Genomic DNA, 25,147 nt, shown 5'->3' with positions numbered 1-25,147 from the left:
GAGATGTTACTCGCCGGTAATTGGCCCCTGACTCTGCCACACGGAACCGCCGGAAGCCCAGACGGAATCGAGTCAGTACCGGGCAAGTCACCCGGTCGGCCAACCGGGTTCACTCGCCGAAGTTGCCGTCCACCAGCTCTTTCGCCTTGTCCAGCGCGGCGGGCGCCTGCGGGCCGCGGGCCCGCACGCGGATCCGGTCACCCTGGCGGGCACCGAGCGACATCAGGGCCAGCACGCTGTGGCCGTCGGCCTCCTGGTCACCGAGCCGGACGGTGACTTCGGCGTCGAACGCGCTCAGCGCGCGCACCAGCACCGCGGCCGGGCGGGCGTGCAGCCCGACCTCGTTCCGCAGGACCAGCTCGACCTCGTCCGCACCGCCGGCGGCGGGTTCGGCCGGCGAAAGGTCTTCGGGCATCCCGGCGGCCGCGGCGGCCTCCGCCACCGCCTGGCGGTCCTTGCCCGACTGAGCCGCGACCGCCGCGGCGATCGCGCCTTCTACCAGCGGGCCGTCCGCGACGACGGCGGCCGAGGGGTCGGCCAGCGATTCGATGGCCAGTTCGGCGGTCATCTGGGCGCTGCCGAGGTCGTAGAGCAGCACGATCCCATCGCCGGAGTCGGCGCGCTGGGTGGCCGCGACGACCTCGTCGTAGTCGGTGCCGATCGAGCCGTCGGACAGACCTCCAGCGGCCATGATGGTGACGTCCGGCGCCATCTGGGCGGCCAGCTCCGCCAGGCCTTCCGCGAGCTTCGCGCTGTGCGAAACGAGCACGATGCCGACGCTCACCGGGCGGCCTCCGCGAACGCGCGCAGCAGCAGCGCCGACGACCGCGCACCCGGGTCCAGGTGCCCGACCGCGCGCTCGCCCAGGTAGGACGCGCGGCCCTTGCGCGGCACCAAGTCCACTGTGGACTCCGCGCCGCGGTCGGCCGCGTCGGCCGCCGCGGTCAGCACCGCGGCGACGTCCCCGCCGTCCTCGGCCGCCTTCTCCGCGGCCGAGACCGCCGGGATCAGGGCGTCGACCATGGTCGCGTCGCCGCCCACCGCCTTCCCGCGGGCCTGGACGCCTTCGAGCCCGGCGCGCAGCGCGTCCAGCAGCCCCGGGACGTCGAGGTCCCCGGCGGTGCCGAGCTTGGCCGAAGCACGCAGGAAAGCCGTGCCGTACAACGGACCCGCCGCGCCGCCGACCTTGGAGATCAGCGTCGTCGCGACGAGCTTCAGGACCGCACCCGGTGTCTCCGGCGCGCCCGCGTCGAGGGCCGCCACGACGGCGGCGAACCCGCGGTTCAGGTTCTCGCCGTGGTCGCCGTCGCCGATCGCGCGGTCGAGGTCGATCAGCTCGGCGCGGTGCTCGGCGACCACCGCCGCCGCGGCGCGCACGGCCGCCGCGACCCCGTGGGCCTTGCAGGTCATCAGACCCCCCACCGCAGCGCCGCGGTGTTCACCGGGGCGTCCCAGAGCTCGGTCAGCTCGTCGTCCAGTTTGAGCAACGTCAGACTCATCCCCTGCATCTCGAGGCTGGTGATGTACGGGCCGACCAGCCGGCGTTCGACCACGATCCCACGCTCGGTCAGCAGCCGCTCGGCGATGCCGTGCGCCAGGTAGAGCTCGACGAGCGGGGTCGCCCCCATCGAGTTGGTGAACAGCAGCACGCGGTCACCGGAGGAGAACGGCAGGTCCTCCCGAACGGCATCAACCATCCGCGCGACCAGCGCGTCGGCCGGTTCGAGCGGGATCCGTTCGCGGCCGGGCTCGCCGTGGATGCCGATGCCGAACTCGATCTCGCCGTCGCCGAGGTCGAAGCTGGGCGTGCCGGCGTGCGGCACGGTCGGCGCGGTCAGCGCGACGCCGATCGACCGCACCTGGCCGATCACCTTCTGCGCCAGCGCGGTCACGGCGTCGAGCGAGTCGCCGCGCTCGGCGGCCGCGCCGGTGATCTTCTCCAGCAGCACCGTGCCGCCGACCCCGCGGCGGCCCGCGGTGTAGGTCGAGTCCTTGACCGCGACGTCGTCGTCGATCACGACGCTGCGCACCTCGAGGCCCTCGGCGGCGGCCAGCTCGGCGGCCGTCTCGAAGTTCAGCACGTCGCCGGTGTAGTTCTTGACGATGAGCAGGGCGCCCGCCTCGCCGGTGGTCGCGGTGACGGCGGCCTGCACGGCGTCCGGCGTCGGCGACGTGAACACCGCGCCCGGCACGGCGGCCGCGAGCATGCCCCGGCCGACGAACCCGCCGTGCAGCGGCTCGTGCCCGGACCCGCCGCCGGAGATGACGGCGACCTTCCCGGCGACCGGCGCGTCGGCGCGGACCACCACGTCCGGATCCTCCTGGACGCGCAGGATGTCCGCGTGCGCGGCGGCGAGGCCCCGCAGCGACTCCACGACCACGTTCGCCGGATCGTTGATGATCTTCTTCACGGCAACCTCCGGCACATCGGCGGGTGGGGTGTCCCCTTCCTACCTCTCCGCGCGGCGCGCCGCCAGGTCAGGGTTTGGGGAGCTTCGTGACCACGTTCTTCGCGACGGTGACCGCCTTGCCGCACGGGTCGTCGGCGTCCGGCTTGGCGTTGTAGTTCTCGTAGTCCACCTGGGCCAGTTCGAAGTCGTCGCCCTGCCACGGCCGGTGCTGCCACTCCACCGTGCACCGCGACGCGCTCGTGCCGCCCTGCTTCTGGAACGCCGTGACGCCGTTGCCGAGGTCCACGGTGGAGTAACCGTCCCCGGCGATCGGCGGCAGTCCCGGCAGGAACTTGACGGTCACGGTCGGGTTGGCGCCGTTGCTCTGCCACTGGCAGGAGTGCAGGCCCGACGGCGCGGACTTCGCCGACGGCACGGTGGGGGCGACCGCCGCGGTGTCGGCCATGGCGCACGGGTCGGCGGTCAGCAGGGTGCCCGCCGACGTCGAGTACTTCTCCGGCGAGCTGTGCAGCTTCTGCACGATGGCGTCCATGAGCGTCCGGCCGGGACGGCACGGGTCGCCGGGGTAGGTGACCGACACCGTCAGCGCCATGTCCGGGTTCAGCGCCGTCATCGTCGCGACCGTGCAGCTCGTCTCGTCGGTCTTGTTCACGCGCAGTGGCAGCCCACCGGTCTGCCCGGTGGTCTTGTCCGCGTGCGGCAGCAGGGTGTTGCCGATCTCGAACCCGAGCCGGATCTCCTTGCCGCCGGGGTCCTTCACCCTGTTGGTGCACCGGTCGAAGGCGATCGACGACGGCGACGGGTCCTCCTCGACCGTGCCGAGGCCGAGCGCGCCGAGGGCCTCTTTGGTCAGGAACTGGCACGGCTTGACCGTGCGCAGCACGTTCGCGGCCACGGCGGCATCGGTGATCGGCCCGTCGGAGACCGGGCCGGTGCCGGCCGCCGCGGGCACCGTCGTCCGCACGAAGTTGGACTTGCCGAGGTCCTGCCCGCACGCGGTCAGCGGCAGCGCGAGGGCGGTGACCAGCAGGAACAGCTTCGGGAGACGGGGGCGCCGAACGTCGGGGAGCACGCGATGCACGGTAGCCGGAACCTCGCGTCCCTGTCCGGGCAACCCGGCTATTCGGCCTTGGCGGCGGGTGTGTCTTCGCTCTCGGGCTCGGCCGGCACGATCAGCGGCCGGACCTTGGCCCAGATGATGAACAACGCGGCGACCACCAGCATGCCGATGCCGGCCCACAGGTTGATGTTCACCCCGGCGGCCTTCGCGATGTCCTCTTCGGAGGTGAAGCCGAGGCCCATGATCGTCAGGATGACGCCGTAGACGCCGATCAGCAGGGCGATGATCAGCCGGATGTCGAAGGCGCCCGCCTTCCGCGGTCGCGCGCCGGACTCGGTAGCCATGACGGACCTCCTAGAAGATGGCGTTGAGGGCGATGGTCAGGATGAGCACGATGCCCGCGAGCAGGCCCGGCTTGCGGTACCAGCCCGCGTTCTCGCCGGTGTCGTCGTGCTTGCGGGTTTCCTTCGGGGTCAGCGAGTAGACCAGCCCCACCAGCTCTTCGTCCGGCTTCGGCTTGGTCGCCAGCGACACCACGACGCTCACCACGATGTCGACGACGAACGCCGTGCCGGCGGCGACGAAGCTGGTGCCCTGGCCCTCGAGCCCGATCACCCCGGCCTGCGACAGGCCCCAGACCGTGATCGCGGACGCGGTGCCGAGCACCAGGCCGCTCCAGCCGGCGTGCGGGGTCATCCGCTTCCAGAACATGCCCAGGATGAAGGTCGCGAACAGCGGCGCGTTGAAGAACGAGAACAGGTCCTGCAGGTAGTTCAGGATGTTGCCGGAGTTCGACGCGATGAACGCGGTGCCGATGGCGAGGATCGTGCCGACCGACGTCACCACGCGCCCGAGGCGCAGGTAGTAGCCGTCCGGCTTGTCCTTCTTGATGTAGGTCTGCCAGATGTCGTACGTGAAGACCGTGTTGAACGAGCTGAGGTTCGCGGCCATGCCGGCCATGAACGAGGCCAGCAAGCCGGCGATCGCGATGCCGAGCATGCCGTTCGGGAGCAGGTCGCGCATCAGCAGCAGGAGCGCGTTGTTGAACGTGACGCCGCTTTCCGCGGTGCCGCCGTCCAGCAGGACCTGCTTGTCCTTGACGTACTCGGACACGGTGACCGCGGCGATCATGCCCGGGATGATCACGATGAACGGGACGAACATCTTCGGGAACGCGCCGATGATCGGCGTGCGCCGCGCGGCGGACATGCTCTTCGACGCCATCGCGCGCTGGACCTCGACGAAGTTCGTCGTCCAGTAGCCGAACGACAGCACGAAGCCCAGACCGAACACGATGCCGAGGATCGACAGGATGTTGTTGCCGAAGCCGGTCAGGTTGTCACCGGGCCACGAGTGCAGCTGCGCGGTGCCGCCCGGGCTGGTGGTGACCTTGTCGACCAGGCCCTGCCAGCCGCCGACCTTGACCAGGCCGATGATCGTCAGCGGCACCAGCGCGATGACGATCACGAAGAACTGCAGGACCTCGTTGTAGATCGCGGCCGACAGGCCGCCGAGCGCGGTGTAGGAGAGCACGATCGCGGCGGCGACAATGATCGACACCCACAGCGGCCAGCCGAGCAGCAGGTTCACCACGCTGGCCAGCAGGAACAGGTTCGCGCCCGCGATCAGGATCTGGGCGGCGGCGAAGCTGATGCCGTTGACGAGGTGCGCCGGCTTGCCGAAGCGCCGTCGCATGAACTCGGGAACGCTGCGGACCTTGGAGCCGTAGTAGAACGGCATCATCACGATGCCGAGGAACAGCATCGCCGGGATCGCGCCGATCCAGAAGTAGTGGACGGTCGGCAAGCCGTACTGGGCGCCGTTGGCCGACATGCCCATGACCTCGACCGCGCCGAGGTTCGCCGAGATGAACGCCAGGCCGGTGACCCAGGCGGGCAGTGAGCGGCCCGACAGGAAGAAGTCGAGACTGCTCGACACTTGACGCCGTGCCAGGTACCCGATGCCGAGCACGAGCACGAAGTAGAACGCCAACTCGATGTAGTCGATCGCGCTCGCGTCGAGTCGCAGGTTCGCATCGGCTAGGACGAGCACCCGACCCACCTCTTTTCAAACTGGACAACAACCCACAGGAATCACCACTGCTCTGTCGGATCCGGACAGTACTGCATGGATTCAGGGTCGGCACGTTGACGCGTCCAAAGTGGCCAGAGGGCGCGTTCCCCCGGCCTTGACCTGGGGAAACGCGCCCTCTGTCACGCACCGCGGGAGCGGTTGTGGATCACCGGTCGGTCGGGACCGCGATCTCGCCGTCTTCTTCGATCAGCTTGGCGAGCACTTCGTCGGGCAGGTAGGTGCGGTGCGGGTAGCCCGGGCCCCACGAGTTGAGCAGCGGCACGGCGCCGAGTTCGTCGGCCCGCGGGTTGGCGAGCACCGAGTGCACGTCGTCGACCGACTTGGCCCAGCGGAACGCCTTGATGCCCTGCTTGGCCTCGGGCGCGTACTTCTCGCGCGCCGCCCAGTCGTCGGTGGCGTAGGAGTCATCCCACAGGACGTGCCCGGCTTCCTTGAGCACTTCGGCCGCGGCGCGGACCGACGTGCCGTTGTCGTCGCCGGGGTTGGTTTCGGGCCACTCGTCGCGCTTCTTGGCCGAGTCCCAGAGCCAGCGGGCGGCGTACTCGCTGCCGTTGAAGATCGACATGCAGCGCGACCAGCCGAAGCCGACGCAGGCGCCTTCCTTGCCCTGGTCGTAGAACGCGTACCAGGCATCGGTGTCCGGGGTGCCGCCCGGCTCGAGGCAGACGCAGTGGCCGCCGCGGATCCGGCCCAGCTTCTTGACGCCGGCCTTGGCGATGAAGAACTCGCCGGAGGCCTCGTCCTGTTCCGGGGTGTCGAAAGCGGAGTACCAGTTGACCCCGATCACGACGGGCGCCCGCGTGGGCCGGTCGTCGTCGGACAGCGCGGCGAGCGGATACCTTTCGACGTGCCGCCAGTCGTCCGGAATGAACCGGCCCAGCCGCGGGTCGGCCGGATCGGAACCGAGTGGGCGATAACGCATGACTTCCTCCTCCGTGCAGGCGAAAAGCGCGCACACCGGCCGGACAGGCACGCGCACACGAGCTCGAAGGCGGACTGAAAACGTAGGCACGACAAAGAAAGACGGCCGAGCGCACCACCCTCCGGCCACACCGGACGCACCGGCGGAACCCCTCGAAATCGAGTGTCGCACAACTGCCCGCAAGAGGATCCCGAACTCACCCGAACAGCGCATAAAGGCAGGTCAGAAAGGATCTGGTCACTGTTCTGACGCGTATCGGGTTAATGATTTCCTGGCGGAGGAATCATGCGTGAATCAGATACCGCAATTCGGCATCGGTTCGGTATCGGTGTTTCAGGCCGGCCGGACGATGGTCTCGACATGGCGCGCGTCTGAAACAACGGGCACGCTTCGCGCGATCTTCATCTGAAGATCACGGAGGTTACCCATGAAACGATCGATCATCGCGACGATGGCCGCAACCGGCCTGCTGACCGGCTGCTCCGGTGGGACAGTGCCGCCCGCGACCACCACGACCCGAACCGTCACGGTCACCCAGCAGCCCAGCGAGCCGTCCGCTGCCGGTGTCACGGCGCCCGCCACACCGGGCCGGATCACCAAGCAGGTCGGGCAGGAGATGGGGATCTACCCCGAGGCGCAGGGCTCGCCGTCCGGTCCCGCCACCGCGACGGGCACGGTCACCGAGATCAAGAAGTCGCGCAGCAAGTTCACCGGGGAGTTCGCGCTGCGCGTCTCCGCGACCGTGCGGACGGGCAGCGACGACGGGACCAACGCGGACGCCATGCGGCTTTGGTGGTGCGGCTCCGGGTCGTGGTCCACGCTCGACCCGGACACCGGGGAGCAGCTGTCCGGGCACGGCGGCATGATGATCAAGGGCGACAACCACATCGCGAGTTTCGCCCGCGGCAAGACCTACTCGTGCACCTTCGACGCCGACGGCCTGGCCGACCACGGCCTGCTCATCCTCGGCGACCTGTCGACGCCCGGCACTTACGCGATCCCCTTCGACGTGCGGTGAGCCTCAGTCCGGGACGTGCCGGAAGCGGGGCACCGGGCCGTCCGCCGTCTCCACCGTCTCGCCGAACATCGCCTCCGGCCGCACCCACAACCCGCGCGCGCCGTACAGCGCCCGGTACACCACCAGCCGCTCCTCGGTCTCGCTGTGGGACGCCACCCCGAGCACCTCGTACTCGCCGCCCTTGTAGTGGACGTACCGGCCCGGCTCCACGTCAGAACAGCCGGAACTCGTCGGACTCGATGCCGCGCAGCTCGTCGTAGTCCAACGTCAAGCACCTGATCCCGCGGTCCTCCGCCAGCGTCCGGGCCTGGGGCTTGATGATCTGCGCCGCGAACACGCCCTGGACCGGGGCCAGCAGCGGGTCGCGGTTCAGCAGCTCCAGGTACCTCGTCAGCTGCTCCACCCCGTCGATCTCGCCGCGGCGCTTGATCTCCACCGCCACCGACTTGCCGTCGGCGTCGCGGGCCATGATGTCGACCGGGCCGATCGCCGTCGGGAACTCGCGGCGGACCAGCGTGTAGCCGTCGCCGAGGGTCTTGATGTGCTCGGCCAGCAGCTCCTGCAGGTGCGCCTCGACGCCGTCCTTCTGCAGGCCCGGCTCGGGACCCAGGTCGCGGGCGTGGTTGTGGTAGATCTCGTCGATCGTGATCACCAGCTTCTCGCCCTGCTTGTTCTCGACGATCCAGAGCTTGCCGTCCTCGATCAGCCAGCAGGGTGGGCTCATCCAGTTCAACGGCTTGTACGCGCGGTCGTCGGAGTGGACGGACACCGACCCGTCGGACTTCACGAGCAACAGGCGGGTGGCCATCGGCAGGTGGGCGGTGAGCCGGCCGGCGTAGTCGACCTGGCACCGCGCGATCACGAGACGCACCCGAGGAGGGTAGGACAGGGTCGGTGATACTGGGCGCGTGGACCCCATTCAGCGTGTCGCGTCCCGCGAGGTGTACCGGAACAACTGGATGACCGTGCGCGAAGACGACATCCGCCGCCCGGACGGCTCGGCGGGCATCTACGGCGTGATCGACAAGCCGGACTACGCCCTCGTCATCGCCCAGGACGGCGACCGGTTCCGGCTGGTCGAGCAGTTCCGCTACCCGCTGGGCGAGCGACGCTGGGAGTTCCCGCAGGGCACCGCGCCCGGCCTCGCCGACGTGCCGCCCGCGGAGCTCGCCGCGCGCGAACTGCGCGAAGAGACGGGCCTGCGCGCCGGCTCGATGGTGCCGCTCGGCAAGCTCGACGTCGCCGCCGGCATGAGCAGCCAGCGCGGCTGGGTGTTCCTCGCCACCGACATCACCGAGGGCGAGCCCGAACGCGAGGTCGAGGAGCAGGACATGCGCAGCGCGTGGTTCTCGCGCGCGGACCTCGAGAAGATGATCCTGGCCGGGGAGATCACCGACGCGCAGTCGATCGCCGCGTGGGGTCAGCTCATGCTGGCCGAGCGGCACCGGCCTTGAGCATCCCGCGGATCACCAGGTGGTGGAACGGCTTGATGAGCGCGAAGTAAGCCGGGCCGACGCGGTTGTGGAAGTGCACGATCGTGCCGAGCCGGAAGCCACGGGCCACCGATTCGACCGTCAGGTAGCCACTCAGGTGACTGTCGTCCACGCCCGCGACCAGGTAGCGCTCCGGGTCGCCGGCCCGGACGGTGAAGAACGCGACCCGGTCGCCGGGCGCGAACCCGACGTCCTCGGGCCGCAGCCGACCACTACGCGGCACCGAGGCGGTGTCCAGCCGCAGCGCCTTGGCGAGGACGTACCGGGCGCCGAACAGCGCCTTCACCCAGACGGGCGACCAGCTGAACACCCCCGCGACGAACTCCCGCAGGCTGTTCTCGCTCTCGACCTCCTTGAACTCGACGTAGTCGGCGCCATCGGCGAACGGTTCGGTCATTTCCTTCTCCCCAGAACGAGTTCCAACGCACTCTTGAGCTCCCGGCCGGACAGCGGCGGCACGACCTGCCCGGCGCCGACGACGATCAGGTACAGCGCCCGCGCCAGGCCGGCGTCGCCGCTGACCTCGGTCAGGTAGGCCACGCGGGTCCGGTCGACGCGCTCCTGGACCGCCCGCGCTTCGGCGTCCTGCAGGGCCCACGCCCGGATGGCGATCTCGAGCCCGAGGCCGGGTCCGGGCGCGAGGACGAGCTTCAGCAACGTGCTCAGGCGGTCACCCTCGGCCGCTTCGGCCTGCTCCACGAATCGGATCGTGCGTTCGGTCTCGAAGTGCTCCAGCAGGGCGGTCCGGTAGCCGGTCATGCCCTTGAAGTGGTGGTAGAAGGAGCCCTTCGACAGGCCGAGCCGCTCGGACAGTCGCTCGATGGTCACCGACGGCGCGCCCTGCTCCGCCACCAGCACCAACCCCGCGTCCAGCCAGTCCCGCTTGCTCGCCATGTCCATACCATACCGTATGGTACGGCCGACGGCCACGACGAAACGCGGCCGGAGCCTCGGCCGCTCAGTCGGGCCAGGAGGGCTTGCGCTTCTCGAGGAACGCCGCCATGCCTTCGCGCGCACCGGGCAGCTGGGACGCCGAGGCCATGACCTCCAGCGCGATCGCGTAGGCGTCGGCCTCGGGCCGGTCGAGCTGGGCGTAGAGCGTGACCTTGCCCATCGTCTTGCTGGCCCGGCTGCCGCGGGTCGCCCGCGCCAGCAGCTCGGCGACGGCGTCGTCCAGCTCATCGTCGGGGACTACGCGGTTGACCAGTCCCCAGTCCAGCGCGGTGGGCGCGTCGATGACGTCGCCGGTCAGCGCCAGCTCCATCAGGCGCTTGCGGCCGATCGAGCGCGCCACCGGGACCGCCGGCGTGTGGCAGAACCAGCCGCCCTTGCCGCCCGGCAGCGCGAAGCCCGCCGATTCGGCCGCGATGGCGAGGTCGCACGACGCCACGAGCTGGCACCCCGCCGCCGTCGCCAGGCCGTGCACCCGCGCGATGACGATCTGCGGCACGGACTGCATCGTCTTCATCAGATCCGTGCACAGCGTCAGCAGCTCGCGCACGCCCATCAGGTCGCGCGCGGCGACGTCGCCGAAGTCGTGCCCGGCGGAGAACACCGGGCCCGCGCCGGCCAGCACGATGCCGGTCGCGTCGGACGTCCCCGCCTCGTGGAACGCGGCCAGCAGTTCGGCCAGGTGCTCCGCGGACAGCGAATTGCGCCGCGCCGCGCGATTCATGGTGATCGTGACAGTGTCGGCGTCGCGCTTGACCAGGATGTGTTCGTACTCGGTCATGCCCCGACGGTAGCCCGCCGGAAGGTGCGCCGATAGCTGTCCGGGCCGACACCGACTTCGGCGTGCATCCGCCTTCGCAGATTCGCCGCGGTACCCAGCCCGGACCGCTCGGCGACCCGCTCGACCGGCAGCGACGTTGTCTCCAGCAGCCGCTGCGCGAGCCGGACGCGCTGCACCCGCAGCCAGCGTCCCGGCGTCACGCCGGTGGCCGCGGCGAACTCGCGGTGGAACGTCCGCTCGCTCATCCGCGCGTGCCCGACGAGGTCCTCGACCCCGATGCCGGACCCGAGCCGCGCCAACGCCCAGTCCATTGTGGACGACAATCCCGGTCGGGAAGCGTTGGCCGGCAACGGGGTGTCGACGTACTGGCGCTGTCCGCCCTCGCGCACCGGGGGCATCACCAGGCGGCGGGCCAGCGACGCGGCGACCTCCGCGCCGTGGTCGCGGCGGACCAGGTGGAGACACAGGTCGAGGCCGCCCACGACGCCCGCGGACGTCAGGACACCGCCGTCATCGGTGTAGAGGACGTCGCGCTGGAGGTCGGCCCGCGGTGCGGCGAGGGTCAGGGCGTCGAAGTCGCGCCAGTGCGTGGTCGCCGGGCGGCCGTCGAGCAGGCCGGCGGCGGCCAGCGTGAACGCGCCCGAGCACAGCGCGGCGACGGTCGTCCCCGCCCGGTGCGCCCGGCGCAGCGCCGCGACGGCGGCCGGCGAAACCGGCGCGAGCGGATCGTCGCGGCCCGGCGCCAAAACGAGGTCGCAGCCGTCGAGGCCGGCCAGCCCGTGCGTCGCCGCGACGTCCCCGAACGGCGAGACGGCGGTGCGGACACGGCCCGGACTGCACAACCGCAGCGTGAACGGGCCGATCCCGCTGTCGGTCCGGTCCTGGCCCCAGACCTCGCCGATCACCGCGAGGTCGAACATCCGGGTGCCCGGCAGCAGCAGAACGCCGATCGTGCGCATGGCAGGAAAGTACCGCATCGCGCGTCTTCTGCCACTCCCCCGCGCGGCGGGAGCCCGCGAGACTCGACGTCATGACCGAAACGGCACTCATCCTGATCGACGTCCAGCGCGGGTTCGACGAGCCCGTCTGGGGACCGCGCAACAACCCCGGCGCGGAAGCGAACATGAAGGCACTGCTCGACGCGTGGCAGGAGCGGCGGCTGCCGGTCGTGCTGGTGCACCACGATTCGACGGGGCCGGAGTCGTCGCTGCGGCCCGGCCAGCCCGGCAACGACTTCAAGCCCGAGCTCGACGGCGCGCGCCCGGACCTGGTGTTCGGCAAGAAGGTCAACTCGGCCTTCATCGGCGACATCGACCTCGACGCGTGGCTGCGCAAGCGCGGCATCACGAGCTTCGTCCTGGCCGGGATCCAGACGAACTTCTGCTGCGAGACCACCGCGCGGATGGGCGGAAACCTCGGCTACGACGTGACTTTCGCGCTCGACGCGACATTCACGTTCGACCTCCCGGGCGTGACCGCCGACGAGCTGTACCGCGTCACGGCGGCGAACCTGGCGAACCAGTTCGCCACCGTGAAGTCCACCAAGGAGATCCTGGCCGGCCTCAGCTGAGGCCGTGGCGCTCACGGATGAGCGAGACGATCCCGTCCATGATCCCGGTCAGCTCGTAGTCCTTCGGCGTGAACACGCGGGCGATGCCGCGCTCGGTCAGCAGCGCGGCGTCGTCCGGCGGGATGATGCCGCCGACGATCACCGGCACGTCACCGGCGCCCGCGGCGCGCAGGCCGTCGACCACAGTCGGGACGACCTCCAGGTGCGAACCGGAGAGCACCGACAGCCCGACGACGTGCACGCCCTCCTGCACGGCGGCCGCGACGATCTGCTCGGGCGTCAGCCGGATGCCCTGGTAGACGACCTCGAAGCCGACGTCGCGGGCCCGGACGGCGACCTGCTCGGCGCCGTTGGAGTGCCCGTCGAGGCCCGGCTTGCCGACCAGGATCCGCAGCCGCTCGCCGAGTTCCGCTTCGGTTTCCCGCACCCGGGAGCGGACGCGCTCGATCTCCGGGTCGCCCCCGCCGCCCGCGGTCGCGGAAACCCCGGTGGGCGCCCGGTATTCGCCGAACACCTCGCGCAGCGCCCCGGACCACTCGCCGGTGGTCACGCCCGCGCGGGCACAGTCCACAGTGGCCTCGAAGAGGTTTTCCGCGGTCTGCGCGCGTTCCTTCAGCACAGCCAGGGACCGCTCGACGGCCGCGTTGTCGCGCTGGGTGCGCCATTCCTCGATCGCGGTGACGGCGGCCTTTTCGACGGCGGGATCGATCGTCTCGATCGCCTTGGCGCCCTCGGCCTGCAGCGGCGACGGCTCGGTCGTCTCGAACTTGTTGACGCCGACCAGGACGCGCTCGCCGTTTTCCATCCCGCGGCGGTACTCGGCGAGCGACCCGACCAGCTGCGACTTCATGTAGCCGCTCTCGACCGCGGCGACCGCGCCGCCGAGGTCCTGCACACGCGCGATCTCCTCGCGCGCGCCGGCCATGATCTCGTCCACTTTGGCCTGGATGACGTGCGAGCCGTCGAAGATGTCCTCGTACTCCAGCAGGTCCGTCTCGAACGCGAGCACCTGCTGCATCCGCAGGGCCCATTGCTGGTCCCACGGCCGGGGCAGGCCGAGCGCCTCGTTCCAGGCGGGCAGCTGGATGGCGCGGGCGCGGGCGCCGCGCGAAAGCGACACCGCGAGCATCTCCAGCACGATCCGCTGGACGTTGTTCTCCGGCTGGGCTTCGGTGAGCCCGAGCGAGTTGACCTGGACGCCGTAGCGAAGCCGGCGCGCCTTCGGATCCGTTACGCCGTAACGATCCCGCGTGAGCTCGTCCCAGAGCGCGGTGAACGCGCGCATCTTGGACATCTCCTCGACGAACCGGACGCCGGCGTTGACGAAGAACGAGATCCGCGCGACGACCTTGGCCATGTCGGCCGCGTCGACCTGCCCGGAGTCGCGGACGGCGTCGAGCACGGCGATGGCGGTGCACAGCGCGTAGGCGACCTCCTGCGTCGGCGTCGCGCCGGCTTCCTGCAGGTGGTAGCTGCAGATGTTGATCGGGTTCCACTTCGGCACGTGGTGCACGGTCCACGCGATCATGTCGGTGATCAGCCGCAGGCTCGGCCCCGGCGGGAAGATGTAGGTCCCGCGGGACAGGTACTCCTTGATGATGTCGTTCTGCGTGGTGCCGGTGAGCTTCGCGAGGACTTCGTCGACGTCCCGGCCCTCGGCCTCGGCCTGCTCGCGCGCCACGGAGACGTACAGCGCGAGCAGCCACATGGCGGGCGCGTTGATCGTCATCGACGTGTTGGCCTCGGCGAGCGGGATGCCGTCGAAGAGCCTCCGCATGTCGCCGATGTGCGACACGGGCACGCCGACCTTGCCGACCTCACCGCGGGAAAGCTGGTGGTCCGGGTCGTAGCCGGTCTGCGTCGGCAGGTCGAACGCCACCGAAAGGCCGGTCTGCCCCTTGGCGAGGTTGCGCCGGTAGAGCTCGTTCGACGCGGCCGCGGAGGAGTGCCCCGCGTAGGTCCGCATCACCCACGGTCGGTCTCGCTCGCGGTCCGTTGGGTACGGCACAGGACACCTCCGGCGGTGGACGTTTCGTCGAGTGTACCGACCGGTAACTTAAGGTGGCAGTGCAATCGGACACGTCCGGGTGGTTCAGCGCGGGTCCTGTGCTCGCACGACCAGGTCCCTGACCTGCCCGGCGTCCCCGATCCCGCGGAACCGCAGTGTCGTGAGGAAGTAGGAGGTCGAGCGCACCATCCGCTGCCGGAAGAAGATCAGCACGGCGGGCGGGAGGAGGCCGAACACCATCATCGGCAGGACGAAGTAGGCCATCGGGTTGTTCCGGATGAGCGACGCGGTGAAGATCAGGGACGTCAGCGCGGCCCAGGCCAGGGCCATGCCCAGCCTGAGCTACTCCTCGACGTGCGGAGGGTGCCGGCGGGGCCGTCCAGACCACAGCACCTGCTCCCCTGGGAAGAGCACCGGGTGGACGGCCGGGTTCGCGCCTGCCGGTTCAGGATCCGGATCCGGGGCGGTCCTCGGCGACGTCGTCACGCTGGTCGGGCATCGGGGCTCCCCTTTGTCTTGCCCGGCTCACGCACGGCGAGCCCGGAGGATTGCCCCGATCCGGGTCAGAAGAGCGAATCGTCCGGTTCGCCGGTGGCTCGCCGCCGGCGGGCGGCGCCGATCGCCTCGGCGAGCAGCGCCCGCACCCGCTCCGGCTCGGGGATGCCCGCCAGAACGACCGGGAGCGGGCCGGACTTGTTCTGGTGCGCCCCGTACCTCGCGGCCGCCACGAGGTGCGGTTCGACCGTGCCGAAGGTGACGGTCCCGGTGCCGCCGCGTTCCGGCACCACGACCGGCGCGGCCAGGCCACCGAGGCGCGCGGACGTCGTCCGCCGCCACACCAGGCCCGCGTCGACGAGCACCCGCCGGTCGGTCACGACGTAGGTCAGCCGGCGGAGTTGCAGCCACCGCACGCCGGCTTGGACGAGCAGCAGAGCGCCGCCCCCGGCCGTGGCCTGGAGCGCCGGCCGGCTGTCCACGGCGGACGCCATGCCGAGCAGACCGGCCACCACGGCCAAGACCAGCCCGGCCGCGAAGTAGTCGTAGCGGTGGAACAACCGCCGGATCGCCGGCTTGCCCGTCCACAGCACTGCTTCCCGCATGCACGGAGCACGTTCGAACGGACGGCGAGGTTGTCCTCAGGCGGCCGATGTGTCCGTTTCCGGCGGCGCCTGGCGGGCCTTGGCCTCGTCGATGGCCTTGGTGAGCAGGTCGCGGACGCGCTTGGGTTCGCCGACGCCGATCAGCGTCACTTCGCCCGCTCCGACGGTGATGGTGCCGGTGCGGGAGGGGCCCGGCTTGAGGACGGGCGCGGACAGCCCGGCCAGCTCGCTGGCGCGTTCCTTCTGCCGGAACAGGCCCGAACGCGCGATGATCCGGCTGTCGGTCACGGCGTAGGTCGTGCGCCCGAGCGCGAGGTACCGGACGGCGGATCGGCCGACGGCGCCGTACAGGCCGATCACGAGCACGACGACGGCTCCGGCCATGGCACCCCCGCTGGGCTGCTTCGCGAGCAGGAACCAGAGCGCGGCGACGGCGAGGATGAGTCCGGCAGGGGCGATCACCCCGTCCGCGGCGACGTACAACGGGCGCTGGACCGGCTCTCCCGCCCAGAGCACGCGCTCACCGGGTAGAAGCTCGATTTCCCCTGCTGACATGGCCGAACACTACTCTGCGGAGGTCCCTCCCGCCGATTTCCGTGCGCGCCGCGCACGCTCGTGCACCCTCCGTGCCCAACGCACCCCAGCTACGCGGCGGACGGTGTGACCGAAATCCGCGAGACCGGACCGGTCCGCGTCGTTTAGCGTGGGCAGCCGTGACGTGGAGTGCTTACGGGAGTTACCTGCTCATCGTGGTCCTCATCGTGCTCGCGCCGGGCCCGGACACGATGGTGATGCTGAAGAACGCGCTGTCCGGCGGGTTCCGCGGCGGGCTGCTCGCGTCGCTCGGCATCTTCACCGGCAACGCCGTCCAGGGCAGTGCCGCCGCGCTCGGGCTCGGCGTCCTCATCGCGCGGTCGCAGCCGGTGTTCCTCGCGCTCAAGTGGGTCGGCGCGGCCTACCTCGTCTTCCTCGGCTTCCAGGCGCTGCGCGGGGCGTTCCGCGGGAACTACGACGTCGTCGAGCAGGTCCAGCGCCGCCGTGGCGGTGGGTTCCGGCGGTTCCGCGAAGGGTTCCTCTCCAACATCACGAACCCGAAGGTGCTGGTGCTGTACCTCTCGGTGCTGCCGCAGTTCCTGACGGCCGAGTCGAGCATCGGCGACTCGCTGCTGCTGGCCTACACCGTCGCGGTGCTCGGCGCGCTGTGGCTGCTGGTGCTGCTGGTGTTCGTGCACCGCGTCCGCGCGTGGCTGGGCCGCCGCCGGGTGCGCCGTACGCTGGACGGCGTCACCGGCACCGCGCTGCTCGGGTTCGGCGCGGCGCTGGCCCTGGAGTCCTGATGACGTGGAGCACCTACCTCGGGTTCGCCGGGATGATGGCGTTCCTGGCGATGATGCCGGGCCCGGACACGATGGTCGTGCTGAAGAACGCGCTGACGGGCGGCGCCCGGGGCGGCGGCTGGGCGTGCACGGGCATCAGCGTCGCGAACTTCCTGCAGGGCACGGCGGCGGCGCTCGGGCTGGGCGCGGTGATCACGCGCTACCGGCCGGTGTTCGAGACGGTGAAGTGGCTGGGCGCGGCCTACCTGGTGTTCCTGGGCGTCCAGGCGCTGCGCGGCGCTTGGCGCGGGGACTACGAAGCCCTCGACGACGTCCGCCGCGCTCGCGCCTCCCGGAGCCGCCGGTTCCGCGAGGGCTTCCTGTCGAACATCACCAACCCCAAGGTGATCGTGCTGTACCTGTCGGTGCTGCCGCAGTTCCTGACGCCGGCGTCGACGCTGGGTGACTCGCTGCTGCTGGCGTACACCGTCGCGGCGCTCGGGGTGGTGTGGCAGGTGCTGCTTCTGCTGTTCGTGCACCGGGTGCGCGCGTGGCTGCGGCGGCGCCGGGTCCGCCGTTCCCTCGACGGCGTCACCGGCACCGCGCTCATCGGCTTCGGAGCCGCCCTCGCGTTGGAAGGCTGACTCAGGAGCCGCAGCGCCAGAGGACAGGACCGGTGTCGCCGTCGCCCCGGCCGAAGACCGTCCCGTCGTCGCCGATCAGGTCGGCCGACGCCGAGGTCGCCCCCTCGGGCAGCGGCAGCTTCGTCACCAGGCTGGTGCCCTGCCAGACCGCGGGCGGCCCGTCCCAGGCACCGACCCGGCCGGCGATCGTGCCGTGGCGGTTGACGCTTTCGGCGGCGCCACCGCCTTCGAGCAGGTGCGGCGTGTCCTGCGACCACAGCACGGCCTTCGGGCCGGCCGCGCCGAGCACCGTGCCCACGGCGTTGCCGCCGCTGATCTCGCGGGTCAGCACCGGCGTCCCGGGGGACGGCGGCTGCGGCGTGAGGGTGCCCGAGCGCCAGAGGTAGGCCGAATACCCGTCGCCGAGCAGGATCGTGCCGTCCTCGTCGATGTCCACCGCGTACGCGTAGGGCAGTTCGGGCGGGGCGATGACGCGCGGGCCCGACGCGAGCACGGACCACAGGATCACGACGCTGCCGCCGGGAACGCTCGCGGTGGCCACGACGTCGCCGCGGTCGTTGATCGCGTCCGCGCGCGCGTCCCGGTAGCCCGCGGGCAGCCGGAGCGGCTCGTACGTTCCGTCGCGGTACAAGAAGATCTGGGAGGTCGCCGGGGTGGTGTCGAACGACCAGGCGTTCACGAGCACCGTTCCGGAGCGGGTCTGGCCGGCGGGCACCGCCGAGTCGAAGCCGGCGGGCAGGTCGAGCTGCCGCGGTTCGCCGTGCTCCCACAGCACCACGCCGAACGCGCTCTGGCTGACGAACGTGCGGCCCGAGAAGTTCCCCTCGCCGTCCGTCGCGTCGACGTAGTAGGAGCTGGGTTCGGCGAAGGGCGGCACCGGGACCGGCTCGGCCCGCCAGGTGCACGCGGCCGGTGCCGGGTCCGCGCCCGCCGGCGCCGCCGTGACGACGGCCAGGGCCAGCACGGCCAGCCCCGCCGCCGTGATTCGCTTGACCAGGTTCATGGAGTTCCCCCTCGGTTGACTCGGTCGCCGTCACCACGCGCCGGCGCCGGTGACCGTTGAGCATCGGGGACCCGATTCACCTGTTCGGCCGCCTCGGTCAGAGCGTGCGATCAAGCCAGTCGTAGATCCGGCCGGCCGCGAGCCGCTGGGCGCCGACGTGGCAGTGCGCGTCCGCGCCCTCCTCCGCCGTGAACGTCATCAGCGTCTTCGGGGCGTTCAGGTGGTCGTACAGCCGGCGCGGCTCGGTTTCCGTTTCCCCGCCGAAGAACAGGTCGTCCGCCGCTTCGCACACCAGCGCCGGGCACGTGATCTTCTCCGCGATGCCGCCCTCCAGCGTGTATTCGAGGTACTTCGCGATGAACTCGCGGTCGGTCGCCGCGCCCAGGACGTACCGGCCGTGGTCGAACGCCCAGCGCATGGTCGAGCTCGTCTCGCGGCCGGCCGCCAGCAGCGCGTCGAACTCCGGGTCCTCCGCGGCCCGCGCCCGGCGGGCGATTTCCGCGCGGTCCCACGGCAGCAGGCCGGTCACCGCCGCGCCCGCGTCGTAGACGCCGTCGACCGCGACGACCGCCGCCAGGCGGGGCTCGAACGCCGCCGCGCGCGGGGCGAGCATGCCGCCGAGGCTGATGCCGAGCAGCGCCACGCGGGACGGGTCCACGCCGTCGAGCCCCAGTGCGAAGTCCACCACCGGCGTGACGACGTGCTCCCAGTCCGGCCGGAACACGAGCTTCTCGGGCCGGAGCGCGCTCGGCTGGCCCGGGCCGTCGAACGTCAGCACGTGGTAGCCGCGCTCGGCACCGGCCGCCGCGCCCAGGTAGTGGCATTCCTCGGCGCTGCCGTCGAAACCGTTGTGCATGATCAGCAGCGGCTTCGGCCCGGCACCCGCCGCTCGGTAGAAGTACCCCTGCAGAACCGTTCCCTCGTAAGGGATTTCGACCGGTTCCGCGACGCCCGCGCGCCGGAAGCACTCGACGCTGCGGTCGTACGCCGCCGCGATCCGCGGGTCCGCCGGGTCGCCGTGGAGGAAGAACTCGGACGAGAAGTAGTACGTCGACGCGCGCAGCAGCAGGTCCCGCGCGGTGATGGGCCCGGCGTCGGCCGCCTCGGCGTAGAGGCGGTCGGCCAGGGCGCGGTAGGCGTCGTGCCAGCTGTCGTAGTCGCCGGCCGTCACGGTCGACGCGGCCGCGAGCACCTCGCCGAAGTCCGAGCCGCCGTAGGACGCGTGGCCGAACAGGCGCAGCGTCTCGAACCAGAACTGCGGGTCTTCGGTGAACATGAGCTGCTTCATCGGATTTCCTCTTCCACGAAGGTTTCGAACGCGCGCGCGGGCCGGCCGGTGACCTCTTCGACGGCCGGGGTGACGCGGTCTTCGGTGCCGCGCCGGATGTCCTCGTCGAGCGCGGCGAGCACCCGCGCGAAGTCCGCCGGAATTCCCGAAGCCGTCAGCCGCGCCGCGAATTCAGCGGTGCTCACGGCGCGGTGCCGCACCGGCCGGCCGGTGCGCGCGGCGATGATCGATGCGGCCTCGGAATAGCTCACCGCGCCAGGGCCGGTGAGCACGTGTTCGGTGTTGTGCGGTTCGGGATCGGTGAGCGCGCGGACGGCGACTGCGGCGATGTCGCCGGCGTCGACGAACGCGACCCGCGCGTCCCCGGTGGCGGTTACGATCTCGCCGTCCCGGACGCCCTGGGCCACGAGGTGCTCGCCGGTGAAGTTCTGCATGAACCAGGACGGCCGCAGCACGGCCCATTCCGGCGCCGCGCGCACCAGCCGTTGCAGGTCGCCGAGCCCGGGCGCGTCCGCCGTGACGGCCGACGAGCTGAGCAGGACGACCCGGCGGACGCCCGCGGCCAGAGCGTCGTCGAGGAAGGGCTCGACCAGGCCCGCCGGTGCGGCTTCGCCGATCGGCGCGATGAGGTAGACGGCGGTGGCGCCGCGCAGGGCGTCGGCGTGGGTCGCCCGGTCGGTCCAGTCGAACCGGACCTGCCCGGGCTCACCCGGCTTGCGCGAGGCCGCCCGCGCCGTGACACCGCGGTCGCGCAGGCCCGCGACGACCCGGCGCCCGGTGGTGCCGGTGCCGCCGAGGACCAGGACGTCAGCCACGGGTGCCGCCGGTGAAGGCCGCGGTCAGCTCGTCGAGGCCGCCGAGGGCCTCGGCCGCGGCGAGCGGGCTCCAGTAGTCGCGGTAGCAGCGGATCTCGCCGTCCTCGACGGTGATCACGGCGATGTACGACAGCTCGTACGGCTTCTGCGAAGCGACGACGATCCCGCCGACCGTCAGTTCGACGACGACCACGCTGGGGTCCGCCGTTTCGTGCACGGTCTTCGCGACGATCTCGCGGATGTCGAGCAGGTTCGGGTAGTCGCGCAGGTACTCGCGGATCGCGTCGCGCCCTTCGACGCGCTTCGGGTAGCCGGGGCCGGCGAACGGGAACTCGAGGACGCCGTCCTCGGCCCACAGCCCGGCGAACCCGCTCATGTCGTGCTTGAGCAGCAGGTCGATCCCCTGGTCGACGAGGTCGAGTGACCGCATCGCGCCTCCTTTTTCGTTTGGACGGAACGGTACCGTCCCGACGTAACTGTAGACGGGACGGTACCGTCCCGTCCACCCGCTACACTGCGGCCCATGGCACGTACTCCGACCGGCGCCGCGGTCCTCCAGCCCGAGGTCACGCAGGCCATCACCGACGCCGTCCTGCACGAGCTCGCCGAGCAGGGCTACGGCCGGCTGTCGATGGAGGCGGTCGCGAAACGCGCCGGGGTCGGCAAGAGCGCGCTCTACCGGCGCTGGGGGTCGAAGGACGAGATGATCGCCGCGGTGATCACGGAGTTCAGCGTGACCCGCGCGGCCGACGTGGACACCGGGTCACTGCGCGGCGACCTGCGGGAGACGATGCAAGCCCTGATCGGCTGGCTGACGCACCCGCTGTTCTCGCGGATCCTGCCGGACCTGATCGCGGAGGACATGCGGAACCCGGAGCGCAGCCGCAGCACGCGCGAGAGCATCGGCAGATCGCGGCGCGAGGTCGGCGAAGTGATGCTGCGCCGGGCCATCGCCCGCGGCGAGCTGCCCGAAGACCTCGACCTGGAGATGGCGCTGGACGTGCTGGCCGCGCCGATCTACTGGCGTCTGGTGGTCCGGCAGGCCGAGGCGGAGCCGGACTACGTGGACCGGCTCGTGGACTACGCCCTGCGCGCACTGGGCGCGCAGGGCTGCTGAGTCAGTTCCGCTCGGGGTCGCCGCTGACGCGCTTGATGTTCGCGCCCAGGCGGTTCAGGTTCTCCACGAAGTGCGGGTAGCCGCGGTCGATGTGGAAGACGTCCCAGACCTCGGTGACGCCGTCCGCGCACAGGCCCGCGAGCACGAGACCCGCGCCCGCGCGGATGTCGGACGCCCAGACCGGCGCGCTCGACAGCCTTTCCACCCCGCGAACCACGGCGTGGTGACCGTCCGTGCGCGCGTCTCCGGAGAGGCGGACCATCTCCTCGATGAACCGGAAACGGGCCTCGTAGACGTTCTCCGTGATCATCGACGTGCCCTCGGACACGGCCGAGAGCGCCACCGCGAACGGCTGCAGGTCGGTCGCGAAGCCGGGGTACGGCAGCGTCACCCAGTCGACCGCCTTCGGGCGCTCCGGCTGGACCACGCGGAAACCCTTGTCGCCGAACGTCTCGACGTCCGCGCCGGCCAGCTGCAGCTTGTTCAGGATCAGGTCGAGGTGGTGCGGGTTCACGCCGCGGACCGTGATGTCGCCGCGGGTCATCGACGCCGCGAAAGCCCAGGTCGCGCCGACGATCCGGTCGCCGATCACGCTGTGCTGGGTCGGGTGCAGCTGCTCCACGCCGTGCACGGTCAGCGTCGACGTCCCGGCGCCCTCGATCTTCGCGCCCATCTCGGTGAGCATCGTGCAGATGTCGACGATCTCGGGCTCGCGCGCGCAGTTGTCGATGACCGTGGTGCCCTCGGCCAGGACGGCCGCCATCAGGATGTTCTCGGTCGCGCCGACGCTCGGGAAGTCGAGCCAGATCTGCGCGCCGACCAGCGTCTCGGCCTTCGCGACGACGCAGCCGTGCTCGATGGTGCTCGTCGCGCCCAGCTTGCGCAGGCCGTTCTGGTGCATGTCCAGCGGGCGCGAGCCGATCGCGTCGCCGCCCGGCAGCGCGACGACGGCCTGCTTCAGCCGCCCGACCAGCGGGCCCAGCACGCAGACGGACGCGCGCAGCTTGCCCATCGCGGCCGAGTCCGCGCGGTGCGACAGCTCGGCCGGCGTCGTGATGGTGGCGGTGTCGCCCTCGATCACGACCTCGCAGCCGACGCTCCGCAGCACGTCGCCCATCAGCGGGACGTCGAGGATCTGCGGGCAGTTCGTGATGGTCGTGGTGCCCTCGGCCAGCAGGGCCGCGGCCATCAGCTTCAGCACGCTGTTCTTGGCGCCGACCACGTCGACCTCGCCGACCAGCCGGGCTCCGCCATGCACGTCGAAGTGCTCGCTCATGGCCGCCAATCATGCCCTCTCGCCCGGATTCGGCCCGGGCGGGGGCCGCTATGGTGGGTTCATGGTCGTTCGCATCAACCGCGTCTACACGAAGGTCGGCGACAGCGGCACGACCGCGCTCGGCGACGGGTCCCGCGTGCCCAAGACGTCCCCGCGCCTGGGCGCGTACGCGGACACCGACGAGACGAACTCGGTGCTGGGCCTGGCGATCGCGGTCGGCGGCCTCCCGGCCGAAGTCACGGACGTGCTGCGTGCGGTGCAGAACGATCTCTTCGACGTCGGCGCGGACCTCTGCCTGCCGATTTCCGACGACCCGCCCTACCCGCCGTTGCGGATCACCGAGAAGTACGTCGAGCGGCTCGAGGGCTGGTGCGACGAGTTCAACGAGCGCCTGCCGAAGCTGACGTCGTTCATCCTGCCGGGCGGCACGCCGGGGGCGGCCTTCCTGCACCAGGCGCGGACGGTGTCCCGGCGCGCGGAGCGAAGCGCCTGGACCCTGTACGAAGCCGAGCCGGAGACGACGAACCCGATCGCCCTCAAGTACCTGAACCGGCTGTCGGACCTGCTGTTCATCCTCGCCCGGCTGGCGAACCCCGACGGTGACGTGCTGTGGCAGCCGGGCGGGCAGCCCTCCTAGATCCCCCAGCTCTCCCGCAGCGACCCGAGCGCCTGGTGGAAGCCGGGGAACGTCTTCTTCACGCACTCCGGGTCGTCCAGGGTGATGCCGGGCGTCCGCAGGCCCGTGATGCTGAACGCCATCGCGATCCGGTGGTCGCGGCGGCACTTGACCAAGGCGCCGGTGGGCATGCCCGGCCGGATCTCGATCCAGTCGCGGCCCGTCTCGACCTGGATGCCCAGCGCGCGCAGGTTCTCCTCGCACGCGTCCAGGCGGTCGCACTCCTTGATGCGCGTGTTGTAGACGTCCTCGATGCGCACCGGGCCGGACGCGAACGGCGCGATCGCCGCCAGCGTCGGGACCGTGTCGGAGATGTCGCGCATGTTGACCGTGACCCCGCGCAAGCCGTCCGAGGGCCCCGCGACCGTCACCGAATCCTCGGTCAGCTCGACGTGCGCGCCCATCTGCTCCAGCACGTCGGCAAAGCGGACGTCGCCCTGAAGCGCGGCCGAACCCAGCCCGGGGATGGTCACCGTGCGGCCCGTGACCGCTGCCGCGGCCAGGAAGTAGCTGGCCGTCGACGCGTCGGGCTCCACCGGGTACTCGCACGCCTGGTACGGCTGCGGCGGCACGACGAACGTCTTGCCCTCGCGCCGGACGTCGACGCCGAAGCGCCGCATCATCTCCAGCGTGATCTCGACGTACGGCACCGACACGAGGTCCGTCACCGTGATCCGCAGCCCCTCCGCGGTCAGCGGCCCGAGCAGCAGCAACGCCGTCAGGAACTGGGACGACAGCCCCGCGTCGAGGGTCAGCGAACCGCCTTTGACGCCGTTCGCGCGGACCGTCAGCGGGTGGTGCCCCGGCTCGCCCTCGAAGGTCAGGTCGACGCCGAGCTCCCGCAGCGCGTCGGTCAGGGGGCCGAGCGGACGCCGGCGCATCTGGTCGGACGCGTCGAAGCGGAACGTGCCGGTGCCGGCGGCGGCCAGCGCGGGCAGGAACCGGGCCGTCGTGGCGCCGTCGCGGCAGAAGACGTCCGCTTCGGCGACCCCGGGGCCGGAAGGACGGCCCTCGATGGTCCACGCGCCCGGCCGGCGGTCGACGCCGTAACCCAGCTTGACGAGCCCCTCGGCGAAGCCCTCGGTGTCGTCCGAGTGCAGCGGACGGCCGAGGGTCGTGGTGCCGTGCGCGGCGGCGGCCAGAAACAGGCCGCGGGCGGTGACGGACTTGGAGCCGGGGATCTCGACGAGAGTCACGAACCCAAGTCTACGGAGAGCGGCACTTTCACGTGAAAGTGCCGCCGGGGGTCACTTCGGGGAGATCTCGGCCATCGGGCCCCAGTCGGAGGCGTCCTGGACGTTGATGATCTGCGGGTGGTCGCTGAGGTAGGCGCCCAGGTTCGCGGTCGCCCACTTGAAGTGGTCGGAGCCGACGTGCGCGACGGCGGCGTCCTGGCCCTCGAAGCCCTCGACCAGCACGTACGTGTTCTTGTCTTCGAGGCTGCGGGACCACTCGAAGAACCGGTTGCCGGCCTCGCCCCGGGTGTTCTTGGTGTAGTCCGCGACGATGTCCGGCCAGGCTTCCGCGTGCTCCGGCTTGACCGGGAACTTGACCACGATGAAGATCATGCGCTCAACCCTAAGCCCTCGGAACGGACTCCGGCT

Annotated in this window: 31 protein-coding genes; 7 read left to right on the top strand and 24 right to left on the bottom strand. The window is 71.0% G+C overall.

Features of this window, described 5'->3' with window-relative positions; genetic code table 11:
• Positions 1-109: 109 nt before the first annotated feature.
• The 7 genes from dhaM to AB0M83_RS24100 all read right to left on the bottom strand — a co-directional run bounded on the left by dhaM (position 110) and on the right by AB0M83_RS24100 (position 6,487).
• On the bottom strand, positions 110-784 hold the full coding sequence (dhaM, locus tag AB0M83_RS24130) for a dihydroxyacetone kinase phosphoryl donor subunit DhaM (protein ID WP_364520559.1): 675 nt from the start codon (positions 782-784) through the stop codon (positions 110-112).
• Positions 781-1,410 carry a dihydroxyacetone kinase subunit DhaL gene (gene dhaL, locus AB0M83_RS24125; RefSeq protein ID WP_364520557.1) on the bottom strand — a complete coding sequence of 210 codons (630 nt, stop codon included), beginning with the start codon at positions 1,408-1,410 and terminating at the stop codon, positions 781-783. The genes dhaM and dhaL overlap by 4 nt, the downstream gene beginning before the upstream one ends.
• Positions 1,410-2,411: a dihydroxyacetone kinase subunit DhaK gene (gene dhaK, locus AB0M83_RS24120; protein WP_364520555.1), complete on the bottom strand. Its 1,002-nt coding sequence runs from the start codon at positions 2,409-2,411 to the stop codon at positions 1,410-1,412. Before dhaK ends, dhaL begins: the two co-directional genes overlap by 1 nt.
• Before the next feature lie 67 nt (positions 2,412-2,478).
• Positions 2,479-3,483 (bottom strand): DUF3558 domain-containing protein, encoded by a 1,005-nt coding sequence (locus AB0M83_RS24115; RefSeq protein WP_364520553.1) that lies wholly within the window; start codon positions 3,481-3,483, stop codon positions 2,479-2,481.
• Positions 3,484-3,530: 47 nt separating this feature from the next.
• Positions 3,531-3,815, bottom strand: a complete 285-nt coding sequence (locus AB0M83_RS24110) for a hypothetical protein (RefSeq protein ID WP_364520551.1) — start codon at positions 3,813-3,815, stop codon at positions 3,531-3,533.
• Between the two features lie 10 nt (positions 3,816-3,825).
• Entirely contained in the window at positions 3,826-5,523 is a 1,698-nt protein-coding gene (locus tag AB0M83_RS24105) for a sodium:solute symporter family protein (RefSeq protein WP_364520549.1), read from the bottom strand.
• Between the two features lie 187 nt (positions 5,524-5,710).
• Positions 5,711-6,487: a hypothetical protein gene (locus AB0M83_RS24100; RefSeq protein WP_364520547.1), complete on the bottom strand. Its 777-nt coding sequence runs from the start codon at positions 6,485-6,487 to the stop codon at positions 5,711-5,713.
• Between the two features lie 427 nt (positions 6,488-6,914).
• Here AB0M83_RS24100 and AB0M83_RS24095 point away from each other — a divergent pair, with 427 nt between their 5' ends.
• Complete coding sequence (locus AB0M83_RS24095) at positions 6,915-7,505, top strand: hypothetical protein (protein WP_364520545.1); 591 nt, start codon at positions 6,915-6,917, stop codon at positions 7,503-7,505.
• A gap of 3 nt (positions 7,506-7,508) precedes the next feature.
• Here the strand turns inward: AB0M83_RS24095 and AB0M83_RS24090 are convergent, their stop codons facing one another.
• Both AB0M83_RS24090 and nucS read right to left on the bottom strand, forming a co-directional pair.
• Positions 7,509-7,715: a DUF1653 domain-containing protein gene (locus tag AB0M83_RS24090; RefSeq protein ID WP_364520543.1), complete on the bottom strand. Its 207-nt coding sequence runs from the start codon at positions 7,713-7,715 to the stop codon at positions 7,509-7,511.
• Between the two features lies 1 nt (position 7,716).
• Complete coding sequence (nucS, locus tag AB0M83_RS24085) at positions 7,717-8,376, bottom strand: endonuclease NucS (RefSeq protein ID WP_364520541.1); 660 nt, start codon at positions 8,374-8,376, stop codon at positions 7,717-7,719.
• A gap of 37 nt (positions 8,377-8,413) precedes the next feature.
• On the opposite strand from nucS, the gene AB0M83_RS24080 reads away from it, so the two are divergent.
• Complete coding sequence (locus AB0M83_RS24080) at positions 8,414-8,959, top strand: NUDIX hydrolase (RefSeq protein ID WP_364520539.1); 546 nt, start codon at positions 8,414-8,416, stop codon at positions 8,957-8,959.
• Here AB0M83_RS24080 and AB0M83_RS24075 read toward each other — a convergent pair.
• The 4 genes from AB0M83_RS24075 to AB0M83_RS24060 all read right to left on the bottom strand — a co-directional run bounded on the left by AB0M83_RS24075 (position 8,931) and on the right by AB0M83_RS24060 (position 11,689).
• Positions 8,931-9,395, bottom strand: a complete 465-nt coding sequence (locus tag AB0M83_RS24075) for a DUF2867 domain-containing protein (RefSeq protein WP_364520537.1) — start codon at positions 9,393-9,395, stop codon at positions 8,931-8,933. The two genes, AB0M83_RS24080 and AB0M83_RS24075, sit on opposite strands and share 29 nt — an antisense overlap.
• Complete coding sequence (locus AB0M83_RS24070) at positions 9,392-9,892, bottom strand: helix-turn-helix domain-containing protein (protein WP_364520535.1); 501 nt, start codon at positions 9,890-9,892, stop codon at positions 9,392-9,394. The genes AB0M83_RS24075 and AB0M83_RS24070 overlap by 4 nt, the downstream gene beginning before the upstream one ends.
• Before the next feature lie 64 nt (positions 9,893-9,956).
• Positions 9,957-10,730 carry an enoyl-CoA hydratase-related protein gene (locus AB0M83_RS24065; RefSeq protein WP_364520533.1) on the bottom strand — a complete coding sequence of 258 codons (774 nt, stop codon included), beginning with the start codon at positions 10,728-10,730 and terminating at the stop codon, positions 9,957-9,959.
• A complete protein-coding gene (locus AB0M83_RS24060; RefSeq protein ID WP_364520531.1) occupies positions 10,727-11,689 on the bottom strand; it encodes a helix-turn-helix domain-containing protein in 963 nt (320 codons plus the stop codon). Before AB0M83_RS24060 ends, AB0M83_RS24065 begins: the two co-directional genes overlap by 4 nt.
• A gap of 71 nt (positions 11,690-11,760) precedes the next feature.
• On the opposite strand from AB0M83_RS24060, the gene AB0M83_RS24055 reads away from it, so the two are divergent.
• Positions 11,761-12,300 carry a cysteine hydrolase family protein gene (locus AB0M83_RS24055; RefSeq protein ID WP_364520529.1) on the top strand — a complete coding sequence of 180 codons (540 nt, stop codon included), beginning with the start codon at positions 11,761-11,763 and terminating at the stop codon, positions 12,298-12,300.
• Here AB0M83_RS24055 and AB0M83_RS24050 read toward each other — a convergent pair.
• From AB0M83_RS24050 to AB0M83_RS24035, 4 genes are all read right to left on the bottom strand, one after another.
• Positions 12,293-14,308 (bottom strand): protein meaA, encoded by a 2,016-nt coding sequence (locus AB0M83_RS24050; protein ID WP_364520527.1) that lies wholly within the window; start codon positions 14,306-14,308, stop codon positions 12,293-12,295. The genes AB0M83_RS24055 and AB0M83_RS24050 overlap by 8 nt on opposite strands.
• 84 nt (positions 14,309-14,392) lie before the next feature.
• Positions 14,393-14,638, bottom strand: a complete 246-nt coding sequence (locus AB0M83_RS24045; protein ID WP_364520525.1) for a hypothetical protein — start codon at positions 14,636-14,638, stop codon at positions 14,393-14,395.
• Between the two features lie 233 nt (positions 14,639-14,871).
• Positions 14,872-15,408, bottom strand: a complete 537-nt coding sequence (locus tag AB0M83_RS24040) for a hypothetical protein (RefSeq protein ID WP_364520523.1) — start codon at positions 15,406-15,408, stop codon at positions 14,872-14,874.
• Positions 15,409-15,444: 36 nt separating this feature from the next.
• Complete coding sequence (locus AB0M83_RS24035) at positions 15,445-15,963, bottom strand: PH domain-containing protein (RefSeq protein ID WP_364520521.1); 519 nt, start codon at positions 15,961-15,963, stop codon at positions 15,445-15,447.
• Between the two features lie 158 nt (positions 15,964-16,121).
• Between AB0M83_RS24035 and AB0M83_RS24030 the strand changes: the two genes are divergently transcribed.
• Both AB0M83_RS24030 and AB0M83_RS24025 read left to right on the top strand, forming a co-directional pair.
• A complete protein-coding gene (locus AB0M83_RS24030) occupies positions 16,122-16,745 on the top strand; it encodes a LysE family translocator (protein WP_364520519.1) in 624 nt (207 codons plus the stop codon).
• Entirely contained in the window at positions 16,745-17,368 is a 624-nt protein-coding gene (locus tag AB0M83_RS24025) for a LysE family translocator (RefSeq protein ID WP_364520517.1), read from the top strand. The genes AB0M83_RS24030 and AB0M83_RS24025 overlap by 1 nt, the downstream gene beginning before the upstream one ends.
• A gap of 1 nt (position 17,369) precedes the next feature.
• On the opposite strand, the gene AB0M83_RS24020 is transcribed toward AB0M83_RS24025, so the two are convergent.
• The 4 genes from AB0M83_RS24020 to AB0M83_RS24005 form a co-directional block, all read right to left on the bottom strand.
• The gene (locus tag AB0M83_RS24020) at positions 17,370-18,371 is read right to left on the bottom strand and encodes a hypothetical protein (RefSeq protein ID WP_364520515.1); all 1,002 of its coding nucleotides are present in this window, start codon (positions 18,369-18,371) and stop codon (positions 17,370-17,372) included.
• A 97-nt stretch (positions 18,372-18,468) separates the two neighbouring features.
• Positions 18,469-19,659, bottom strand: coding sequence for an alpha/beta fold hydrolase (locus AB0M83_RS24015; RefSeq protein WP_364520513.1), 1,191 nt, complete (start codon positions 19,657-19,659; stop codon positions 18,469-18,471).
• Positions 19,656-20,474, bottom strand: a complete 819-nt coding sequence (locus AB0M83_RS24010; protein ID WP_364520511.1) for an NAD(P)H-binding protein — start codon at positions 20,472-20,474, stop codon at positions 19,656-19,658. Before AB0M83_RS24010 ends, AB0M83_RS24015 begins: the two co-directional genes overlap by 4 nt.
• The gene (locus AB0M83_RS24005) at positions 20,467-20,904 is read right to left on the bottom strand and encodes a nuclear transport factor 2 family protein (RefSeq protein WP_364520509.1); all 438 of its coding nucleotides are present in this window, start codon (positions 20,902-20,904) and stop codon (positions 20,467-20,469) included. Before AB0M83_RS24005 ends, AB0M83_RS24010 begins: the two co-directional genes overlap by 8 nt.
• A 93-nt stretch (positions 20,905-20,997) precedes the next feature.
• Between AB0M83_RS24005 and AB0M83_RS24000 the strand changes: the two genes are divergently transcribed.
• Positions 20,998-21,591 carry a TetR/AcrR family transcriptional regulator gene (locus tag AB0M83_RS24000; protein ID WP_364520507.1) on the top strand — a complete coding sequence of 198 codons (594 nt, stop codon included), beginning with the start codon at positions 20,998-21,000 and terminating at the stop codon, positions 21,589-21,591.
• Between the two features lies 1 nt (position 21,592).
• On the opposite strand, the gene murA is transcribed toward AB0M83_RS24000, so the two are convergent.
• Positions 21,593-22,867: a UDP-N-acetylglucosamine 1-carboxyvinyltransferase gene (gene murA / locus AB0M83_RS23995; protein WP_364520505.1), complete on the bottom strand. Its 1,275-nt coding sequence runs from the start codon at positions 22,865-22,867 to the stop codon at positions 21,593-21,595.
• A gap of 61 nt (positions 22,868-22,928) precedes the next feature.
• Here murA and AB0M83_RS23990 point away from each other — a divergent pair, with 61 nt between their 5' ends.
• Complete coding sequence (locus tag AB0M83_RS23990; RefSeq protein WP_364520503.1) at positions 22,929-23,504, top strand: cob(I)yrinic acid a,c-diamide adenosyltransferase; 576 nt, start codon at positions 22,929-22,931, stop codon at positions 23,502-23,504.
• Here AB0M83_RS23990 and aroA read toward each other — a convergent pair.
• Together aroA and AB0M83_RS23980 are read right to left on the bottom strand one after the other, a co-directional pair.
• Positions 23,501-24,739 carry a 3-phosphoshikimate 1-carboxyvinyltransferase gene (aroA, locus tag AB0M83_RS23985; protein ID WP_364520501.1) on the bottom strand — a complete coding sequence of 413 codons (1,239 nt, stop codon included), beginning with the start codon at positions 24,737-24,739 and terminating at the stop codon, positions 23,501-23,503. The two genes, AB0M83_RS23990 and aroA, sit on opposite strands and share 4 nt — an antisense overlap.
• Before the next feature lie 51 nt (positions 24,740-24,790).
• Positions 24,791-25,111, bottom strand: a complete 321-nt coding sequence (locus tag AB0M83_RS23980; protein WP_364520499.1) for a putative quinol monooxygenase — start codon at positions 25,109-25,111, stop codon at positions 24,791-24,793.
• Positions 25,112-25,147 lie beyond the last annotated feature (36 nt).

Origin of the sequence: Amycolatopsis sp. NPDC051106, from assembly GCF_040682775.1 — a bacterium.
Classification (GTDB): Bacteria; Actinomycetota; Actinomycetes; order Mycobacteriales; family Pseudonocardiaceae; genus Amycolatopsis.
The sequence above is the reverse complement of the archived record's forward strand: the minus strand, read 5'-3'. Positions and strand labels throughout refer to the sequence as shown.

Bases quoted from the DNA above. Each gene is read 5' to 3' on its own strand.
- AB0M83_RS24110 (WP_364520551.1), bottom strand. From the start codon at position 3,815: ATGGCTACCGAGTCCGGCGCGCGACCGCGGAAGGCGGGCGCCTTCGAC.
- AB0M83_RS24020 (WP_364520515.1), bottom strand. From the start codon at position 18,371: ATGAACCTGGTCAAGCGAATCACGGCGGCGGGGCTGGCCGTGCTGGCC.
- murA (WP_364520505.1), bottom strand. From the start codon at position 22,867: ATGAGCGAGCACTTCGACGTGCATGGCGGAGCCCGGCTGGTCGGCGAG.
- AB0M83_RS24040 (WP_364520523.1), bottom strand. From the start codon at position 15,408: ATGCGGGAAGCAGTGCTGTGGACGGGCAAGCCGGCGATCCGGCGGTTG.
- AB0M83_RS24005 (WP_364520509.1), bottom strand. From the start codon at position 20,904: ATGCGGTCACTCGACCTCGTCGACCAGGGGATCGACCTGCTGCTCAAG.
- AB0M83_RS24000 (WP_364520507.1), top strand. From the start codon at position 20,998: ATGGCACGTACTCCGACCGGCGCCGCGGTCCTCCAGCCCGAGGTCACG.
- AB0M83_RS24065 (WP_364520533.1), bottom strand. From the start codon at position 10,730: ATGACCGAGTACGAACACATCCTGGTCAAGCGCGACGCCGACACTGTC.
- AB0M83_RS24070 (WP_364520535.1), bottom strand. From the start codon at position 9,892: ATGGCGAGCAAGCGGGACTGGCTGGACGCGGGGTTGGTGCTGGTGGCG.
- AB0M83_RS24060 (WP_364520531.1), bottom strand. From the start codon at position 11,689: ATGCGCACGATCGGCGTTCTGCTGCTGCCGGGCACCCGGATGTTCGAC.
- AB0M83_RS23980 (WP_364520499.1), bottom strand. From the start codon at position 25,111: ATGATCTTCATCGTGGTCAAGTTCCCGGTCAAGCCGGAGCACGCGGAA.
- AB0M83_RS23990 (WP_364520503.1), top strand. From the start codon at position 22,929: ATGGTCGTTCGCATCAACCGCGTCTACACGAAGGTCGGCGACAGCGGC.
- AB0M83_RS24055 (WP_364520529.1), top strand. From the start codon at position 11,761: ATGACCGAAACGGCACTCATCCTGATCGACGTCCAGCGCGGGTTCGAC.
- AB0M83_RS24045 (WP_364520525.1), bottom strand. From the start codon at position 14,638: ATGGCCCTGGCCTGGGCCGCGCTGACGTCCCTGATCTTCACCGCGTCG.
- AB0M83_RS24095 (WP_364520545.1), top strand. From the start codon at position 6,915: ATGAAACGATCGATCATCGCGACGATGGCCGCAACCGGCCTGCTGACC.
- AB0M83_RS24075 (WP_364520537.1), bottom strand. From the start codon at position 9,395: ATGACCGAACCGTTCGCCGATGGCGCCGACTACGTCGAGTTCAAGGAG.
- dhaL (WP_364520557.1), bottom strand. From the start codon at position 1,410: ATGACCTGCAAGGCCCACGGGGTCGCGGCGGCCGTGCGCGCCGCGGCG.
- AB0M83_RS24100 (WP_364520547.1), bottom strand. From the start codon at position 6,487: ATGCGTTATCGCCCACTCGGTTCCGATCCGGCCGACCCGCGGCTGGGC.
- AB0M83_RS24015 (WP_364520513.1), bottom strand. From the start codon at position 19,659: ATGAAGCAGCTCATGTTCACCGAAGACCCGCAGTTCTGGTTCGAGACG.
- AB0M83_RS24025 (WP_364520517.1), top strand. From the start codon at position 16,745: ATGACGTGGAGCACCTACCTCGGGTTCGCCGGGATGATGGCGTTCCTG.
- AB0M83_RS24035 (WP_364520521.1), bottom strand. From the start codon at position 15,963: ATGTCAGCAGGGGAAATCGAGCTTCTACCCGGTGAGCGCGTGCTCTGG.